The sequence below is a fragment of the Xenorhabdus sp. SGI240 genome, from assembly GCF_040081915.1.
In the GTDB taxonomy this organism is placed as follows: domain Bacteria; phylum Pseudomonadota; class Gammaproteobacteria; order Enterobacterales; family Enterobacteriaceae; genus Xenorhabdus; species Xenorhabdus bakwenae.
The window spans coordinates 1-18,576 of record NZ_JBEBMB010000021.1; the positions used below are offsets into that span (position 1 = coordinate 1).

Below are 18,576 nucleotides of genomic sequence, written 5' to 3' on the forward strand. Positions count from 1 at the left end.
ACTTCTGAATCGCATACCTTGTTGTAAATGCGTTAAATTGTCATCTACACAACAAAACACCCAAATGATAAAATCTTGCTGTGACATAGCCTTTGTTCCTTTATTTCTCTCAGTTTGGCGACTTAAAGTTATAAAGGAGCGGCTATGTCATTTCAACTCACCACGAAAGTCGAGCATCGCGTTATAAATCAAATAATAATTTAGCCACGGATGGCCACAATATTTTTTTATCTTGATCATCTTCAGCAATTATAACCCCTCCCATTTTGCCATATAGTCATATAGTTATTTCCCGTCTTTAAATTCTTCCTGTAACATAGCCGAAGTTGTTTTCGCAAAAAAAGAGCCTCTTTTTTTGTAATCAATAAGTTAATAAAATTTTGCATAGTTTGGATAACAAGCCTACTGTTAAGTAACAGGCTTTATCAAGAAAGGAGATATGATGGGGCTGAATCTGAAATCATACCGATCCCTGTATCGGATATTTGTGATGTTATTCATCACCATCACTGCCAGCACAGGCTTTATATTTTGGAGATTATTTTCCAATTATCAGGATAATATCCAACCAGATGTAGAATTTGCATGTGTATTTATTTTATTGTCTCTGCTTACGTTCATATCAGCGGTATTTTTTTATAAACATACCAAAACCATTACTATCCCAGAATATCGTTTGAAAAAAGCGATTAAAAATCAGCAATTCATCCCCTATATACAGCCCATTATTTGTAGTAAAAACAATGAAATCATTGGATGTGAAATCCTTGTTCGCTGGCAACACCCAATTTATGGTTTATTGACGCCAAATAAATTTATCGCACAAATTGAAAAATCAGATTTGATTATTCCCTTAACGCATAACCTAATCACCCAAGTGAGAGACTATTTTTCGCCTATTGCTCATCAATTACCGACAAATTTCCATTTTAACTTCAATATTAGTGCAAGACATTATAAAGATATTAGGTTAATTGATGATTGTCATTATTTTCTGACATCATTTCCAGCAGATTCCATCAAACTGATTTTGGAAATTACCGAACGAGAATTATTGGAACTCGATAATCATACTATTAGTTTATTCAATAAGCTGGATGAATTAGGTGTATTAATTGCACTGGACGACTTTGGCACAGGTTTTTCTAATTACAATTATTTACAAAAACTTAATGTTAACTTAGTGAAAATAGGACATAACTTTATTAGCAAAATGAATACCGATATGATTTCAAAAAATATTGTGGAAAATATCATTGACCTTGCCCAGCGATTGCATCTGGAAATTGTGGCTGAAGGAATTGAAAACCAAGAACAGATTAATCAGTTAACGAACTATTCTGTCGATTATTTGCAGGGATATTACTTTGACCATCCAATGCCGTTGGAAGAGTTTGTCAAAAAATGGTTATGACAAGAATTCTCCCTGCAAAAACGCTTTACGGGGCCTTTAGCTTTGACCATTTCTGTTCCATATGCTGTCCAATCGTAGCCGCTGAGGTTCTTTGGGAGCTTTTTGTAATGAAGTATTCGCCTTAATCAAAAAAGGAGAGATTAATTTCGGATGAATGGCAAGATATGACGCATCATATTGAAAATAAACTCCCTCTTTATTCTCTACCAATTGCCCTACAGGATATTACTTCCATCAGAAACTAAAAAGACGGATTGAGTACAGCCATGTACCTGTCCGTCACGGATATTATTATGTATCAACTCAAGAGATCGGTATTTAAAGTCTATTTTACCATTAAACCGCCATCAACGGGTAAACAACAACCTGTAATGAATTCCGCTCTGTTACCAGATAACCACATGATAGCATTAGCCACTTCTTCTGCTTCCCCAATCCGTCCAATTGGGTGGATGTCACTATACGCATCTAAATTATCACCAAACACACTGACTGACATATCTGTCCTGATTAATCCTGGACACACGGCATTAACCCGAATATTTAACTTTGCCACCTCTAAAGCAGCAGATTTTGTCAATCCAACCACCGCATGTTTACTGGCAGTATAGGCACACCCTCCTGCATAATTTGCTTTTAAACCTGAAACTGATGCGACATTTACTATTGCTCCACCTGATTGCTCCATTAACGGTATTTCATACTTCATACATTGATACACGCCCGTTACATTCGTCGCAATGACCTCATCCCATACTTCATCTGGATATTCGGTTATTTTAGTAAACGAAGCACCGAACATTCCGGCATTATTAACAGCAATGTCCAAACGGCCATAATGCTCTTTAATATATGAGAAGAGCCGCTTAATGTCTGACTGTTTGCTCATATCGGCAGAATAGAACTCACAATTAGCATTGTGTGGCATTTGTGCTATTGCTTTACTACCTTTATCAACATTTCTCCCTACCAAAAGAACTCTTGCATCCATTTTCGCAAATTCAATAGCAGTAGCCAGCCCTATTCCGGCTGTTCCTCCAGTGATCAATACCACTTTATTTTCAAATGAATTCATGACATATATCCCCTTATTAAATCAATAAATAGTTAACCTCTCCTTATTCCTTAAAATTACCGCACACCATAACTGTAATCAGAGTGAATTTCCCCCATAATAAAACTTTCACCTGATCTTATCTTACAGTGAACATTTTGAATTTTATGCCTAACGCTTTATATTTTATATGTTAAAAATCATCAGAGCCAAAATGCATTTAATTCATGAAAATATACCAATCCAACTTCAGGATGCGTGTTATATTTCCCCGCGCAGCGGGAAAATATAAGGCTTTGCGTCGGCCCACTTGTGTTCGATGGGATTCAAATACGAGCAGTTGCCGCATGCTGCGGGTGTTTTTCTGTTCAAAAAAACCCAGACAACGATGGCTGGGTTTTTTTAATAGTTTCTTTAGCTTATTGTTTACAGAACACTTATTGTTTACAGAACACTTTTCGCCTGCTGAACAATATCAATCAGCGGTTGTGGCCAAATACCAAGGATCAACACCAGTAATGCACTGAGCAACACCACAATCCCGCCAGAGGTAAATGCCCAATTGTGTGGTGTATCACGGTTTAGCGCTTTCGGGGCCGGCAGGTACAAACTCACCATCACGCGTAGATAGTAGTAAAGACCGATGGCACTACCCACGACAACGGCACCAGTCAGCCACCACAAGCTTGCTTCAACACCTGTCGCGATGACATAGAATTTGCCAATGAAGCCAAATGTTAATGGTATTCCCGCCAACGACAACATCATGACTGTCATTACCGCTGACAGGATCGGTTTATGCCAGAACAGGCCACGATATGAGAACAGTGAATCCGCATCTGGCCCTCTGTATGGGCTGGACATCAAGCTGACCACGCCAAATGCCCCGATACTGGCGAGCAAATAACCGACCAGATAAATACCTGCCGTCTCTTCTGCCAAAGTATGATCTTTGATGGCAACCAATACCACCAGCAAATATCCCAAATGAGCAATGGATGAGTAACCCAGCAGTCGTTTGATATTGCTTTGTGTTAATGCCAACAAGTTACCAAACAGGATAGATGCGATAGCAATCACCGTGAGCAGAATACGTAAGGTTGTGCTTTCAGCCACTGGTGCTTCAATGAATAAGCGCATGATCACTGCGAAAATCGCAACCTTACTTGCCGTTGCCAGAAAGGTCGATACCGGTGCCGGTGCACCTTGATAAACATCCGGTGTCCACAGTTGGAAAGGCACCAGGGAAAGTTTAAAGCCCAATCCTACGATCATCATCCCCAGGCCAGCCAGCACTAACGGTTCATGCAGTTTGCTATCGCTCAAACTCTTGCCGAGTGATGCGAAAGATAAATCACCGGATTCTGCATACAGCAATGCAATACCAAACAGCAGGAATGAAGATGCGGCCGCAGACAGCAACATATATTTGATGCCTGCTTCCAAAGAACGTTTCTGGCGATATGCATAACCCACTAAACCAAACAGCGGCAGGGTGATCAATTCAATTCCGATAAACAGTGATGCCATGTGGTTGGCCGAAGAGAGCAGAATTCCCCCAGCCGCCGCGATCAACACTAACAGATAAAATTCTTCTTTATTATCGGGATAATTTTCCAACCATGAGTAGGCAAATGTCGTTGTTGCAAGGCTCGCAATCAGCACAAGGGCAGTATAGAACATTGCAAAACGATCTACATGAATCAATGGCGTGACATCCATTGGCTCTTGTTGTCCCACAAAATAGAGAGAGAACAGAGCCAGGTTTAGACCAATCACCGTCAGGGTGACATTGGTGAAATGATCGCGTCGCCACGCAATGGACAACATCACAACCACCACCGTCAATCCGACGATCAATAGCGGCAACAGTGCGATCAATTGTTCAGGAGTTATTGTCATGGCGAATTACGGCCTTGTAGTTAAAAGTGAAGCTGAATACCCATTCTGGATGTGACTCATTGCTGCGGCTGAGGTATCAAGGATTGGCTGCGGGTAAACACCCAAAATCACCAGCAAGACGACCAACAACAGCAGAATGGAAATTTCACGTACATCCATTCTCTGTAAAGGTTTATCCGTTTTTGGTGTACCGTAATAAGCCTTCTGCATCAAGTACAGTGCATAAACGGAGGCAAAAACCAAACCGAACACGGATACCGTAGTAATCAGGGTAAATTTACTGAAGCTGCCAAACAGGATCATAAATTCCCCGACAAAGTTACCAGTTCCTGGCATACCCAATGTGGCTACCGCAAAAAACAGGGATATCGCAGGCAAGAGTTGAATTCTTCCCCATAATCCGCCCATTTGGCGCATGTCTCGGGTATGCAGGCGTTCATATAGCTGACCACACAGAATGAACAGCCCTGCGGCTGACAGGCCATGTGCAATCATCTGGATCACCGCGCCCTGATAAGCCAATTGGCTACCTGTGTAAATGGCGATAAGCACAAAGCCCATGTGAGAAACACTGGTATAGGCAATCAAGCGCTTGATATCAGTCTGGCTGAATGCCATCCACGCACCGTAGAAAATACCAATGACGCCCAGCCACATGGCAATCGGCGCAAATTCCGCAGAAGCTTGCGGGAACAGAGGCAAACTGAAACGTAACAAACCATAAGCCGCTGTTTTCAGCAAAATCCCCGCAAGGTCAACTGAACCCGCTGTTGGGGCCTGACTATGGGCATCTGGCAACCAACCGTGTAAAGGAACAACCGGCATTTTCACCGCAAATGCAATGAAGAAACCCAGCATTAGCAAGTATTGAACGGTGTGTGACATCGGCGTATCCAACAGTTTTTCATAGTTGAATGACCATTCGCCGGTTGCATCATGGTGAATAAAAGCCAGTGCCAGAATCGAAATCAACATCACCAAACCGCTAGCCTGGGTATAGATGAAGAATTTCGTTGCCGCAGTGATACGGGTTTTACCTTCTGAGCCTCTGTGTCCCCACAGGGCAATCAGGAAGTACATCGGTACTAGCATTACTTCCCAGAAGAAGAAGAACAGGAACAGGTCGATGGCAAGGAAAACCCCCATCACCCCCCCCAGTATCCACAACAGGTTCAGGTGAAAGAAGCCCTGGTATGGCTGGTTTTCATTCCACGAACAGAGGATCGCCATCAAACCCAGTAATGCAGTCAATACCACCATCAGCAAGGATAAACCATCCAGTGCCAGATGAATGCTAATGCCAAAACGTGGGATCCACGGAAGCAGGAACTCTGATTGCCACTGTGGTATGCCCTGTGGGTTGGTGAGTGTATAACCGCCCTGTAACCACAGGTACAGGGAGAGTAACAGCGTCAGTCCCATCGCCAGAAGCGCTATCCAACGCGGCATACGGGTGCCGAAGCGCTCGACCTGCCAACACAACAGGCCTCCGATGAAGGGCAGAAGAATTAGCCAAGGTAGTAGCATGGCGCAATGTGTCCCTTAATTAAACCAAAAGCAGCAGAGCTAAAACCAGCACTGCACCCAACCCCATAGAGGTAGCGTACCAACGGACTTGTCCGTTCTCACTCCAACGAAGCCCTTTATTGCCCCAACGTGACAATATGGCTGGAATGTTCATCAGTGAGTTCAAAGGATCACTTTGCAACAAACGGGTGATGCCCTTGAATGGTTTTACAAATACCCAGTCATACAGCGCATCAAATCCCCAGGCATGGAACCACCATGTGGAGAAGAAACGCCCCGCTGCACTGTTCGCTGTGGCATTGACCACACCACGTTTGCCCAGATACAAAGCAGCCGCCAGCAAGATACCGACAACGGCAACCACCCCAGAGATGATTTCCAATGTCATTTTGCCATCATGCCCTGCCGCGCTATTTTCTGACAAAACACTCTCAGGTAGGACGCCCGCCAGCGGTGGCACAATCAGCGCGCCCACAAATGTGGACAACACCAGCAATACTGACAATGGCAAGGTATGAGTAATGCCCTTGACTGGATGAGCATGGGTATTTTCTTTACCGTGGAACACGATAAAGATCATGCGGAAGGTATACAGTGATGTCATCAATGCCCCAATCAGCCCCGCCAGCATCAGGTTCATATGACCATTTGCCAACGCGCCCCACAGGATTTCATCCTTACTGTAAAAACCGGCTGTCAGTAATGGCAGTGCCGACAACGCAGAGCCACCCACCAGGAAGCAGAGATAAACAAATGGGATACGCTTACTCAGCCCTCCCATCTTGAAGATGTTTTGCTCATGGTGGCAGGCCAGAATCACCGAGCCAGAAGCCAGGAACAGTAATGCTTTGAAGAATGCATGGGTCATGAGGTGAAAAATTGCGGCATCCCACGCCTGTACGCCCAATGCCAGAAACATGTAGCCAATCTGGCTCATGGTGGAGTAAGCCAGTACGCGTTTGATATCTGTCTGTACCAGTGCCGCGAAACCGGCCAGCAGCAAAGTGATCGCACCAATAACACCGACCAAATGTAAGATATCAGGCGCCATCAAGAACAATGCATGGCTACGGGCAATCAGATAAACCCCAGCGGTCACCATCGTCGCGGCGTGGATCAGCGCAGAAACGGGTGTCGGACCGGCCATCGCATCAGCCAGCCATGTTTGCAATGGCAACTGCGCGGATTTACCGACAGCCCCCCCCAAAATCATCAAGGTTGCCCAGGTGATCGCACCAGAACCTGCTTCAATATACTGTGGTGCCAATACCGCCAATTCGCGGAAACTCAGCGTACCAAGCTGGTCGTAAAGGATAAACATACCAATGGCAAGGAATACGTCACCAACACGGGTCACAATGAAGGCCTTCATTGCCGCCGCGCCATTGGCAGGGGTTTTGTAGTAGAAACCGATCAACAGGTAACTGCACAGGCCGACGCCTTCCCAACCGAGATACATCAACAGCATGTTATCTGCCAGTACCAATACCACCATACTGGCGATAAACAGGTTGGTATAGGCGAAGAAACGGGAGTATCCCTCTTCACCACGCATGTACCAAGACGCGTAGATGTGGATCAGAAAACCCACGCCAGTCACCACACTGAGCATCGTCAGTGACAGACCATCCAGCACCAGATTAACCGGAATGCTGAAATTATCCACTGCCATCCAGTTCCACAACGTTTGGCTGTAAACCCGCCCCCCTGCCCCATCCTGTGCAAGAAAATCAAGTGCTACCCAGAATGTGACTAATGCTGCCAGCCCAACAGAACCTATCCCGATGGTGGCTGACATATTTTCAGACCAGCGGCCACGGGAAAATGCCAATAGCAAAAATCCCAGCAGTGGCAGCAGAATGGTTAAATAGAGTAAGTTCATCCGCGCATCTCACTGACTGTATCAATATTCAGGTTTTGGCGACGACGGTGCAGCTGTAGTAACAGTGCCAACCCGATACTCGCCTCGGCGGCTGCCAGAGTAATGGCCAGAATGTACATCACCTGACCATCAGGCTGGAGCCAATAGCTGCCAGCAACGACAAACGCCAGCGCTGAAGCATTGATCATGATTTCCAACCCGATCAGCATAAATAACAGATTGCGGCGGATAATCAGGCAGGTGAAGCCTAATATGAACAGAATAGCCGCCAGAATGAGGCCATGGTGTAACGCTATCATTATTGTTGGTCCTCCGTACGATTGCTGATCACTTCCCCTTGCCGATTTTCACGGCCGATGTGGTAAGCCACTACCAATCCTGCCAACAACAGCAAAGAGGCCAGCTCGACCGCCAGTACATAAGGGCCAAACAGGCTAATGCCCACTTCTTTGGCACTGACCACTTCACCACTGATTTCAGCGGATGGCAGTGTACTGATGGCATAAACCAGCACAATCAACAGCACAACAGACAGGATTGACGGGCCAATCCAGGCTCTGGGTTGTAACCAGCGCCGTTCCTGCTCGACAACTGATTTGCCTAAATTCAGCATCATCACGACGAAGACGAACAACACCATAATAGCGCCCGCGTAAACGATGATCTCCAAAGCACCCGCAAAATAGGCACCCATTGAAAAAAACACAACGGACAATGCCAACAAGGAAATAATCAGATACAGCAGTGCATGCACTGGATTCGTATGGGTTATCACCCTGAGTGTTGCCAGAATAGCAACCAGCCCTGCGACATAAAATGTAAATTCCATGAATATCGTTCCTTACGGCAACAGGCTTTTAACGTCGATAGGCTTGGCCTCATTGTCGGCTTCACCTTTGTCTTTGCCGTCAATCGCCATACCTGTCTTACGGTAAAAGTTGTAGTCAGGATATTTACCCGGCCCTGAAATCAGCAGATCTTCTTTCTCATACACCAGATCCTGACGCTTGAATTCACCCAGTTCAAAATCCGGTGTCAACTGAATAGCGGTAGTTGGGCACGCTTCTTCACACAGGCCACAGAAAATGCAACGCGAAAAGTTAATGCGGAAAAACTCAGGATACCAGCGCCCATCTTTATGCTCGGCTTTTTGCAGTGAGATACATCCTACCGGACATACCGCTGCACACAAGTTACACGCAACACAACGCTCTTCACCGTCAGGATCACGCGTCAGGACGATGCGTCCACGGTAACGGGGCGGCAGATAAACCGGCTCTTCCGGATACATTTTTGTTTCGCGTTTATGGAAGGCATGAAGCCCTATCATCCAAATACTGCGTACTTGGGTGGCGAAACCGACCACTAATTCTTTCAATGTCATGGTTCAATCGCCCCCTTTATTGAGCGTTGTATAAAATAACTGCGGCTGTCGCTAGCATATTCAGTAACGTTAACGGCAGACAAACTTTCCAGCCAAACGACATCACCTGATCATAACGAGGACGCGGCAAGGCAGCGCGGATCAAGATGAACATCATCATGAAAAATGCTGTTTTCAGCGCAAACCAGACGAACGGCGGCAAGAAAGGCCCATTCCAGCCACCAAAGAACAGCGTGACGATCAAAGCAGATACCGTCACAATCGCGATATATTCCCCGACAAAAAACAGACCGAATTTCATACCGGAATATTCAATGTGATAGCCGTCAGCCAATTCTTGCTCTGCTTCCGGTTGGTCAAAGGGATGACGGTGGCATACCGCTACCCCCGCAATGGCAAAAGTCAGGAAGCCAAAGAATTGAGGAATAACATTCCACACATGTTGCTGTGAGTTGACGATATCCACCATGTTAAAGGAGCCGGCTTGTGCCACAACGCCCATCATGGACATACCGAGGAAAACTTCATAACTCAGTGTCTGTGCGGATGCCCGCATCGCACCCAGCAAGGCATATTTGTTGTTACTCGCCCAACCAGCAAATAGCACGGAATAAACCGCCAGACCTGCCAGCATCATAAAGAATAAGATGCCGATGTTCAGGTCTGCGACCATCCATGTCGGGCTTACCGGTACAATCACAAAGGCCAGAAGCATTGAGCAGAATGCAATGACAGGAGCCAAGGTGAAAATGGCCCTGTCAGAAAAGCGGGGTGCCCAGTCTTCTTTAAAGAACATTTTGATCATGTCTGCAACAAGCTGCAATGAACCGCCCCAACCGACTCGGTTTGGCCCATAACGGTTTTGAAACAGGCCAAGGATACGGCGTTCAAAGAAACTCATGAATGCCCCGCAGATAACCACGACCAGTAGAATGACAACCGCTTTCAGTACAGCAATCAGGATTTCAATGACCTCGGGAGTAAACCAGCTCATTATGCAACCTCCCGTAAGTTATGGACTAATTTGCCTGCCAGGATCGGCGGTACACCCGACATTCCCAGAGGCAAGCCGATTTGCCCCTGGGCCAGATTACCACTCAAGCGCACGGCCAAACGCAGTTTCTGCCCTTCACAATCAAATGCCATTACTGCACCTTCTTTCACCTTCAAATGCTCCGCATCTTTATGATTGAACATCACATACGGCTCAGGCATACGCTCCTGTATTACATCAGAACGTTGGGACAGTTCTTCACTACCAAACAGATGGAAATAGGGCGCAACATGCCATTGATCTTTTTGCGCAGTGAATGCGGTCGGGATAGTGTCAAAATAGTTTAATCCACCATCAACCGTTTCAATTAAACGAACCCCCGGATCGCCAAAACGCAGCTTGCCACCGACTTCCGCCTGAAATTTATTCCACGCTTGTGGTGAGTTCCAGCCGGGTGCCCATGCAAATGGGATTTGCTGGCGTGGTGCATATGGGCTGTTGTTCCCTTCCATTGAGAAAGCAAATGCGGTATCGATATCCTGGGGTTGGCGCTGCTCATGGACACTGACATCAGCCAACATTGCCGTACGGCCGCTGTAACGATGAGGTGAACGCGCCAGTTTTTGCCCACGAATACGGAATGTCGCATCGGGTGCTGCATTTATAATGCCTTTGAATTGCGGCATCATTTTGACACAAGCGGCTATCACATGATCAAGCTGTGTCCAGTCAGTTTGGCACTGTGTATAAGTGGTATACAGGGAATGCATCCAGCGCCAGCTTTCCAGCATAACGATAGATTTGTCATAAAATGCCGGTTCGTAAACCTGGAAATAGCGCTGGGCACGACCTTCCTGATTCACCAACGTACCGTCACTCTCTGCAAAACTGGAGGCTGACAGAATCAAATGCGCCTTATCCATGATGGCGGTGCGCTGATGATCCACGACAATCAGGTTTTTCAGGCTATCCAGTGCGCGATCTATCTTATCCGCCGGTGCATGACGATAGAGATCGTTTTCCATCACAATGGCGGTGTCTGAATCCCCTTTAGCAATACGCTGCAAAGCAACATCCAATGGCTGCGCTTCCATCATTGCCAGCCCCAGACTATTGGCATACGCGGCAACATAAGAAAGGCCGACATCTGCGCCTTTATCTTTCAACGCCCATGCAATATTAGCGGCAGCCTGAATCAAGGCATCGCTGCCTGAATTGCTACCACTGATAATCAATGGCTTTTTCGCATCACGTAATGCCTGTGCAATGATTGCCACTTTCGATTTCAGTTCATCCGGCAGGCCATCAACCGCAGGAGCGATATTGTTCAGGGCATGTGCCACGGCAAAGCCTAAGCGAGCCTGATCATCAACCGGTGCACGGTAACTCCATGCGGCAATATCATCCAGTCGGGTTTCATCAACACTGGTCAGGAAAAGAGAATACTTGGCATGTTGACCAATATTCATCACAGCCGCAATCTGCCAGTCTGCCACTTTCTGAGCAGCCGCCATTTCTCGCGCTTTGCCTTTCACTGCCTGGCGCACAGATAACGCCATGCGGGCAGCCGTTTGGGTCAGGTCTTCCCCTAACACCAACACCGCATCATAATCTTCAATTTCACGCAGAGATGGCGTATAGACGCCCCCTTGCTGGAGAATTTCTAACATCGTATCAAGGCGATGTTGTTCTTCCGCTGAAATACCACTGTAGAAGTTTTCCGCACCAACCAATTCACGTAAGGCAAAGTTACTTTCAATACTGGCACGCGGTGAACCGATGCCAATGGCATTTTTCGCCTGACGCAAAATGTCTGCGCCCCCTTGCATGACTTGCTCGGCATTCAATGAAATCCATTGATCGCCACGCAATTGTTGTGGCTGGCGAGGACGGTCGTCGCGGTTGACATAGCCATAACCGAAACGCCCTCGGTCACACATAAAGTAGTGGTTGACAGTGCCGTTATAACGGTTTTCTATCCGGCGCAGTTCACCATAACGTTCACCGGGGCTGGTGTTACAGCCAATGCTGCACTGTTGGCAGATGCTTGGCGCAAACTGCATGTCCCATTTACGGTTGTAGCGTTCTGAATGTGTTTTGTCGGTAAATACCCCTGTTGGACAAATTTCAACGAGGTTACCGGAAAATTCACTTTCCAGTGTGCCACTTTCAGGGCGACCAAAATAGACGTTGTCATGAGCACCATAAACGCCAAAATCAGTTCCATCCGCATAATCTTTGTAATAACGGACACAACGGTAACAGGCGATACAACGGTTCATTTCATGAGCAACAAATGGTCCCAATTCCTGATTTTTGTGAGTACGCTTGGTAAAACGGTATTTGCGGAATGAATGCCCCGTCATTACTGTCATATCCTGCAAATGACAGTTACCCCCTTCCTCACAAACTGGACAGTCGTGGGGATGGTTGGTCATTAACCATTCCACAACACTGGCACGGAACTGTTTAGCTTCATCATCATCAATGGAAATATACGTGCCATCTGATGCGGGTGTCATACAAGACATCACCAGGCGACCACGCGTATCTTCCGCATTTTGATATTGCTTCACCGCACACTGGCGGCAAGCGCCAACGCTTCCCAGCGCTGGATGCCAGCAAAAATAAGGTATATCAAGCCCCAATGAGAGGCAGGCTTGTAACAGGTTATCAGCCCCGTTTACATCATATTCTTTGCCGTCTACATGTATCGTAGCCATAGTCAGCATGCTTCCCAATGGCCTGCCGCAGCAGGCGTTAATCAAAAATTAGCGCTGTCTGTTACCAACGCTGGTTGAGCAGGTTTGGTTGAATACCCGCAATCAGGTTGGTATTGCCGTAATCTTTGGTGACAATTCCTGCTTCAAATTCTTCACGGAAATATTTAATAGCACTCTGCAAAGGTTCCACAGCACCTGGCGCATGGGCACAAAACGTTTTGCCCGGTCCAAGAAAACGACAGAGTTGTTCTAATGTTTCAATATCACCTGGCTGGCCTTTGCCACTCTCAATAGCCCGGAGGATTTTGACACTCCACGGCAAGCCATCACGGCAAGGTGTGCACCAGCCACAAGATTCACGAGAGAAGAATTCTTCAAGATTGCGGGTCAGGGAAACCATATTGATCTCATGATCCACTGCCATTGCCAGCGCGGTTCCCAAACGACTACCCGCTTTGGCGATGTGCTCAAAATCCATTGGCAAATCCAAATGGTCTGCGGTCAGGAAATCGGTTCCTGCCCCTCCGGGTTGCCAGGCCTTGAATTGCAGGCCATCACGCATTCCTCCCGCGTAATCTTCAAGAATTTCACGGGCGGTTGTGCCAAAAGGGAGTTCCCAAAGACCCGGATTTTTGACCCGACCAGAAAAGCCCATCAGTTTAGTACCGGCATCTTTACTTTTGCCGGCACTCAGACCGATATACCACTCTTTTCCATGCTCAAGAATTGCAGGCACGTTACACAAGGTTTCGACGTTGTTGACGCACGTAGGTTTGCCCCATACGCCAGCTGTCGCAGGAAACGGGGGTTTTGAACGTGGGTTTGCCCGGCGCCCTTCAAGGGAGTTAATCAGGGCGGTTTCTTCACCACAGATATAACGTCCCGCACCCGTATGAACAAACAGTTCAAAATCAAAACCACTGCCCAAAATGTTCTTGCCAAGCAATCCGGCCGCTTTAGCTTCCTCTATGGCTTTGCGTAAATGGACAGCCGCTTCGACATATTCACCACGCAGAAAGATGTAGCCGCGATAGGCTTTCAATGCAAAGGCACTGATTAACATGCCTTCCACCAACAGATGAGGCAGTTGCTCCATTAATAGGCGGTCTTTGTAAGTGCCCGGCTCCATCTCATCCGCATTACACAACAAATAGCGGATATTCATGCTTTCATCTTTTGGCATCAGGCTCCATTTCAAGCCTGTTGAGAAGCCCGCACCACCACGGCCTTTTAAGCCAGCATCTTTAACCAGTGCGGTAATTTCATCAGGAGCCATGCCCTTCAGTGCTTTTTCGGCTCCTTTATAACCATTTTGGCTCCGGTATTCATCCAGCCAGACAGGTTGTTGGTCATCACGCAACCGCCATGTCAGGGGATGAGTTTCCGCTGTGCGGATAATTTCTTTCACTCCTGAATGCGTTGTCATGGATATTGCTCCAATAATTTTTCAATTTCTTCGGGTTTCACGTAACTGTGGGTATCCTCATCAATCATCATCGTTGGTCCCTTGTCACAGTTACCCAAGCAGCAGGTCGGCAACAGTGTGAAACGCCCATCGGCCGTGGTTTGCCCCGGACGAATGTCCAGACACGCTTCTATCGCTGCCTGAACCCCCTGGTAACCCGTGATGTGACATACGACACTGTCACAATAGCGGATAATGTGGCGTCCCACTGGCTGCCGGTAAATCTGGCTGTAAAACGTCGCCACCCCTTCCACGTCACTGGCCGGAATACCCAGTACCTCAGCAATGGCATAAATGGCACCATCCGGCACCCAACCACGCTGCTTTTGTACAATTTTCAGTGCTTCGATTGACGCAGCACGCGGATCTTCGTAGTGGTGTTTTTCCTGCTCAATGGCATTACGTTCGTCAGCACTCAATACAAACTCATCCGGTGTCTGAGCGTCCGTTACGTTAACCACATCAAGGCGTGCTTGCTTGTTTGCGTTAAATTCACTTTGCATCGTTAGCGATCCACATCAGACATAACAAAATCGATACTGCCCAGATAGACGATAAGGTCAGAAACCAGACTGCCGCGGATCACCGAGGGAATTTGCTGCAAGTGAGCAAAACTGGGTGTACGGATACGGGTACGGTAGCTCATGGTGCTACCATCGCTGGTCAGGTAATAACTGTTGATCCCCTTAGTCGCTTCGATCATCTGGAATGATTCATTGGCGGGCATGACCGGACCCCATGACACTTGCAGGAAGTGATTAATCATGGTTTCTATGTGCTGCAAAGTCCGCTCTCTCGGTGGCGGCGTGGTCAGTGGGTGATCAGCCTTGAATGGACCTTCCGGCATATTTTTCAGGCACTGCTCAAGGATGCGCAGACTCTGACGAATTTCTTCTACTTTCAGCATTACCCGGTCATAGCAATCACCGTTGTAGCCTGTCGGTACTTCAAAATCGAAATTTTCATAACCGGAATAAGGACGCCATTTACGTACGTCAAAACTAATACCCGTGGCACGCAGCCCCGCACCAGTCACCCCCCAGTCCAAAGCCTGTTTGGCATTGTAGGACGCAACCCCAACAGAACGCCCTTTCAGGACACTGTTTTTCAACGCGGCCTTGACATAAGAATTCAGACGTTTCGGTAGCCAGTCCAGCAATTCACGCAAGAGCTTATCCCAACCGCGTGGCAAGTCATGGGCAACACCTCCAATACGGAACCATGCCGGATGCATACGGAACCCGGTAATCGCCTCGACGACATCGTAAACTTTCTGCCGGTCAGTAAAGGCAAAGAAGACGGGCGTCATCGCCCCAACGTCCTGAATAAATGTACTGATATAAAGCAGATGGCTATTAATGCGGAACAGCTCGGACAACATGACCCGAATGGTTTTCACCCGATCGGGGACTTCAATACCGGCCAGCTTTTCAACCGCCAGTACATAAGGCATTTCGTTAACACATCCCCCCAAATATTCGATACGATCGGTATAAGGGATATAGCTGTGCCATGACTGACGTTCCCCCATCTTTTCGGCACCACGATGGTGATAGCCGATATCAGGAACACAATCGACAATTTCTTCGCCGTCAAGTTGCAGAATAATGCGGAATGCACCATGAGCTGAAGGATGGTTTGGGCCAAGGTTAAGGAACATGAAATCTTCATTATCCGTGCCCCGCTTCATGCCCCACTCTTCGGGTTTGAAAGTCAGCGCTTCCATTTCCAGATCTTCTTTCTGCTTAGTCAGGACGAAAGGATCAAATTCCGTGGCTCGCGCAGAATACTCCTTGCGCAACGGATGGCCTTCCCATGTCGGCGGCATCAAGATACGACGCAAATTGGGATGGCCGTTAAATGTGATGCCAAACATTTCCCACGTTTCACGTTCATACCAATTGGCATTTGGGAAAATTGACGTGACAGTAGGGATATTCAGGTCTTGTTCAGCGAGCGCGACTTTCAGCATGATGTCACGGTTACGCTCAATGGAAAGGAGGTGATAAAACACCGAAAAGTCAGCCGCTGGCAAGCCTTCCCGGTGAGAGCGCTGACGCTCATCGACGCCATGCAAGTCAAACAGCATGACATAGGGTTTGGGCAATTGTTTCAGGAACGTTATTACCTTCAGGAACGGTTCCCGCTTGACCCAAACAACGGGCATACCAGTACGGGTCGGCTGGATGGTAAAGGCATCCGGGCCAAATTGACGATGAAGCTCGCCGACAACAGGATCATCAAGATGATCTCGTGTTGCCCAGGCAGGCCGGGCGCTTTCTTGCGCTATCTGATCTGTCATCATTCTTCACCACAACGCTTGATCAGGGTTTTTGTGATCGCAACACATTGCTCTGGTTACGCTATATGGCTAAAAGCCTTAAATTTCGTCTGGAGTCCGCAGGTTTTTCACTGCAATACGTTCACCGCGTTTTCTTTCTCTTTCTGATTGCATATTGGCACGGTAAACTCCCTGATCGCCAACTACCCATGACAGTGGGCGTCGTTCTTTACCTATGGACTCCTGCAACAGCAGCAGTGCCTGCATATAGGCTTCTGGGCGAGGAGGGCAGCCAGGAATATAAACATCGACAGGGATAAACTTATCAACCCCCTGCACTACGGAATAAATATCGTACATACCACCGGAGTTTGCACAGGCTCCCATTGAAATGATCCATTTCGGCTCCAGCAATTGGTCGTACAGGCGTTGAATGACAGGTGCCATTTTGACGAAACAGGTCCCGGAAATCACCATGAAATCAGCCTGACGGGGAGATGCTCGCAATACTTCTGCACCAAAACGTGCAACATCGTGAACAGCGGTAAATGACGTCACCATTTCCACGTAGCAGCAAGAAAGCCCGAAGTTATAGGGCCACAGGGAATTTTTCCTCCCCCAATTCACCATATTATGCAGAGCATGTTCCAGTTTCCCCATATAGACACTTCGGTGAACATGCTGCTCTAAGGGATCGCTGACAGTTTCCTGTTTTTGCAGGGGATAACGGTCATTCTCACCGTTAGGATCTATGCGGGTGAGCGTATAATCCATCTTTATGCCTCGCTATTACTGCATGTGACTGTTGTTGGTATGGTTGCCAGTCGTGTTGATATAAGTATCAGCACTCGGTTTACTGACCTGACGTTTTGAACGTGCTGGTGTCCAATCTAACGCCCCAATGCGCGCCAGATAAACCAAACCTGCCAATAACACCAAAATGAAAATGCTTGCTTCGGCAAAGCCTAGCCAACCGCTCTCTTTGATTGAGACGGCCCATGCATACAGGTAAAGGACTTCAATGTCGAAGATAACAAAGAACATGGCAACCAGATAAAACTTCGCCGACAGACGCAAACGTGCACTGCCGACAGAATCGATACCTGATTCATAAGGTACGTGTTTTGCTCTGGCTTTCGCCCTGCCCCCCATGAAGTACCCACCCAATAACATGAATGCGCACAAACCAAGAGCACCTATTAGAAAAACCGCGAATGCCCAGTGATGGGCCAAAACTCCAGTGGATATCGACATACTCGTTGCTTACTCATCAAAAGTGGTGTCAAAGTGTCTGCTCTTTTTGCCGGCAGTGTTGCACCACATCGATTCATGGGAAGGGATAACAACCAAATCTGAAACAATGCTAATCAATCTATCTTCTAGCTTGAATCGTCTTGGTTTTTATTCCTCTCAACAAAATTTGCCATAACGGCAAAAGCACCTGCACTTTTATTTACAAACCACAAACCATTAATTAACGGATTGTGCTGGTATACCGCTAAAACGTGTCAGTCGTACAAAAAAACATCTTACCGACATAACTAGTCTAACCGATCACTCGACTTTACTACATCATTATCGCAGGAAAAACCTGTCTTTCCACTGTGCTGATTGGGGTATTTTTATGATCAAGTGCACAGTTTCATTGAAAAACATTCAACACTTGAATGTAATTTATTCAATTCTTAATAAATCGTTTCTAAAAAGAACGATTAAAGTGCGATAAGCGAACCATTCCTGAAAATGGCTTTATTTTATCAAGTTAGGAAAATGAAATTTGTTAACACAGCAACATTCTCTTAACTAAAATTCGAAAGGTATAGGAAAATTAGTAGGGTATATTTCTTGTTAGAAATATCAGAAATGGAAATGGAAATGGAAATGGAAATGGAAACTTGGGAGGATTATTAATAAGTCATTAGCAACAGGCTAATACTTCCATAAATAAAA

Annotated in this window: 15 protein-coding genes; 1 reads left to right on the top strand and 14 read right to left on the bottom strand. The window is 46.8% G+C overall.

The genetic code is table 11. The features are described 5' to 3' along the window. Positions 1-490 precede the first annotated feature (490 nt). On the top strand, positions 491-1,414 hold the full coding sequence (locus ABLA76_RS04960) for an EAL domain-containing protein (protein ID WP_348987089.1): 924 nt from the start codon (positions 491-493) through the stop codon (positions 1,412-1,414). A gap of 325 nt (positions 1,415-1,739) precedes the next feature. Here ABLA76_RS04960 and ABLA76_RS04965 read toward each other — a convergent pair whose 3' ends face one another. From ABLA76_RS04965 to ABLA76_RS05030, 14 genes are all read right to left on the bottom strand, one after another. Next, entirely contained in the window at positions 1,740-2,489 is a 750-nt protein-coding gene (locus ABLA76_RS04965) for an SDR family oxidoreductase (RefSeq protein WP_348987090.1), read from the bottom strand. Positions 2,490-2,912: 423 nt separating this feature from the next. Next, positions 2,913-4,370, bottom strand: a complete 1,458-nt coding sequence (gene nuoN / locus ABLA76_RS04970; protein ID WP_348987091.1) for an NADH-quinone oxidoreductase subunit NuoN — start codon at positions 4,368-4,370, stop codon at positions 2,913-2,915. 6 nt (positions 4,371-4,376) lie between these two features. Beyond that, entirely contained in the window at positions 4,377-5,897 is a 1,521-nt protein-coding gene (nuoM, locus tag ABLA76_RS04975; protein ID WP_348987092.1) for an NADH-quinone oxidoreductase subunit M, read from the bottom strand. 19 nt (positions 5,898-5,916) lie between these two features. Next, positions 5,917-7,779: an NADH-quinone oxidoreductase subunit L gene (gene nuoL, locus ABLA76_RS04980; protein ID WP_348987093.1), complete on the bottom strand. Its 1,863-nt coding sequence runs from the start codon at positions 7,777-7,779 to the stop codon at positions 5,917-5,919. Then, positions 7,776-8,078, bottom strand: coding sequence for an NADH-quinone oxidoreductase subunit NuoK (gene nuoK / locus ABLA76_RS04985; RefSeq protein ID WP_045971435.1), 303 nt, complete (start codon positions 8,076-8,078; stop codon positions 7,776-7,778). The genes nuoL and nuoK overlap by 4 nt, the downstream gene beginning before the upstream one ends. Continuing rightward, the gene (nuoJ, locus tag ABLA76_RS04990; protein WP_348987094.1) at positions 8,078-8,608 is read right to left on the bottom strand and encodes an NADH-quinone oxidoreductase subunit J; all 531 of its coding nucleotides are present in this window, start codon (positions 8,606-8,608) and stop codon (positions 8,078-8,080) included. The genes nuoK and nuoJ overlap by 1 nt, the downstream gene beginning before the upstream one ends. Before the next feature lie 12 nt (positions 8,609-8,620). Next, positions 8,621-9,163 (bottom strand): NADH-quinone oxidoreductase subunit NuoI, encoded by a 543-nt coding sequence (nuoI, locus tag ABLA76_RS04995; RefSeq protein WP_047769406.1) that lies wholly within the window; start codon positions 9,161-9,163, stop codon positions 8,621-8,623. Between the two features lie 16 nt (positions 9,164-9,179). After that, positions 9,180-10,157 carry an NADH-quinone oxidoreductase subunit NuoH gene (gene nuoH, locus ABLA76_RS05000; protein ID WP_047769408.1) on the bottom strand — a complete coding sequence of 326 codons (978 nt, stop codon included), beginning with the start codon at positions 10,155-10,157 and terminating at the stop codon, positions 9,180-9,182. Then, positions 10,157-12,880: an NADH-quinone oxidoreductase subunit NuoG gene (gene nuoG / locus ABLA76_RS05005; protein WP_348987095.1), complete on the bottom strand. Its 2,724-nt coding sequence runs from the start codon at positions 12,878-12,880 to the stop codon at positions 10,157-10,159. The genes nuoH and nuoG overlap by 1 nt, the downstream gene beginning before the upstream one ends. A 61-nt stretch (positions 12,881-12,941) precedes the next feature. Further along, positions 12,942-14,306: an NADH-quinone oxidoreductase subunit NuoF gene (gene nuoF / locus ABLA76_RS05010; protein ID WP_348987096.1), complete on the bottom strand. Its 1,365-nt coding sequence runs from the start codon at positions 14,304-14,306 to the stop codon at positions 12,942-12,944. Further along, positions 14,303-14,848 carry an NADH-quinone oxidoreductase subunit NuoE gene (nuoE, locus tag ABLA76_RS05015; protein ID WP_348987097.1) on the bottom strand — a complete coding sequence of 182 codons (546 nt, stop codon included), beginning with the start codon at positions 14,846-14,848 and terminating at the stop codon, positions 14,303-14,305. Before nuoE ends, nuoF begins: the two co-directional genes overlap by 4 nt. 2 nt (positions 14,849-14,850) lie before the next feature. After that, entirely contained in the window at positions 14,851-16,650 is a 1,800-nt protein-coding gene (gene nuoC, locus ABLA76_RS05020) for an NADH-quinone oxidoreductase subunit C/D (protein ID WP_200897770.1), read from the bottom strand. 75 nt (positions 16,651-16,725) lie between these two features. After that, a complete protein-coding gene (locus ABLA76_RS05025; RefSeq protein WP_348987098.1) occupies positions 16,726-17,400 on the bottom strand; it encodes an NADH-quinone oxidoreductase subunit B in 675 nt (224 codons plus the stop codon). 15 nt (positions 17,401-17,415) lie between these two features. Then, positions 17,416-17,880: an NADH-quinone oxidoreductase subunit A gene (locus ABLA76_RS05030; protein WP_348987099.1), complete on the bottom strand. Its 465-nt coding sequence runs from the start codon at positions 17,878-17,880 to the stop codon at positions 17,416-17,418. Positions 17,881-18,576 lie beyond the last annotated feature (696 nt).

Bases quoted from the DNA above. Each gene is read 5' to 3' on its own strand.
- ABLA76_RS04960 (WP_348987089.1), top strand. From the start codon at position 491: ATGTTATTCATCACCATCACTGCCAGCACAGGCTTTATATTTTGGAGA.
- ABLA76_RS04965 (WP_348987090.1), bottom strand. From the start codon at position 2,489: ATGAATTCATTTGAAAATAAAGTGGTATTGATCACTGGAGGAACAGCC.
- nuoN (WP_348987091.1), bottom strand. From the start codon at position 4,370: ATGACAATAACTCCTGAACAATTGATCGCACTGTTGCCGCTATTGATC.
- nuoM (WP_348987092.1), bottom strand. From the start codon at position 5,897: ATGCTACTACCTTGGCTAATTCTTCTGCCCTTCATCGGAGGCCTGTTG.
- nuoL (WP_348987093.1), bottom strand. From the start codon at position 7,779: ATGAACTTACTCTATTTAACCATTCTGCTGCCACTGCTGGGATTTTTG.
- nuoK (WP_045971435.1), bottom strand. From the start codon at position 8,078: ATGATAGCGTTACACCATGGCCTCATTCTGGCGGCTATTCTGTTCATA.
- nuoJ (WP_348987094.1), bottom strand. From the start codon at position 8,608: ATGGAATTTACATTTTATGTCGCAGGGCTGGTTGCTATTCTGGCAACA.
- nuoI (WP_047769406.1), bottom strand. From the start codon at position 9,163: ATGACATTGAAAGAATTAGTGGTCGGTTTCGCCACCCAAGTACGCAGT.
- nuoH (WP_047769408.1), bottom strand. From the start codon at position 10,157: ATGAGCTGGTTTACTCCCGAGGTCATTGAAATCCTGATTGCTGTACTG.
- nuoG (WP_348987095.1), bottom strand. From the start codon at position 12,880: ATGGCTACGATACATGTAGACGGCAAAGAATATGATGTAAACGGGGCT.
- nuoF (WP_348987096.1), bottom strand. From the start codon at position 14,306: ATGACAACGCATTCAGGAGTGAAAGAAATTATCCGCACAGCGGAAACT.
- nuoE (WP_348987097.1), bottom strand. From the start codon at position 14,848: ATGCAAAGTGAATTTAACGCAAACAAGCAAGCACGCCTTGATGTGGTT.
- nuoC (WP_200897770.1), bottom strand. From the start codon at position 16,650: ATGATGACAGATCAGATAGCGCAAGAAAGCGCCCGGCCTGCCTGGGCA.
- ABLA76_RS05025 (WP_348987098.1), bottom strand. From the start codon at position 17,400: ATGGATTATACGCTCACCCGCATAGATCCTAACGGTGAGAATGACCGT.
- ABLA76_RS05030 (WP_348987099.1), bottom strand. From the start codon at position 17,880: ATGTCGATATCCACTGGAGTTTTGGCCCATCACTGGGCATTCGCGGTT.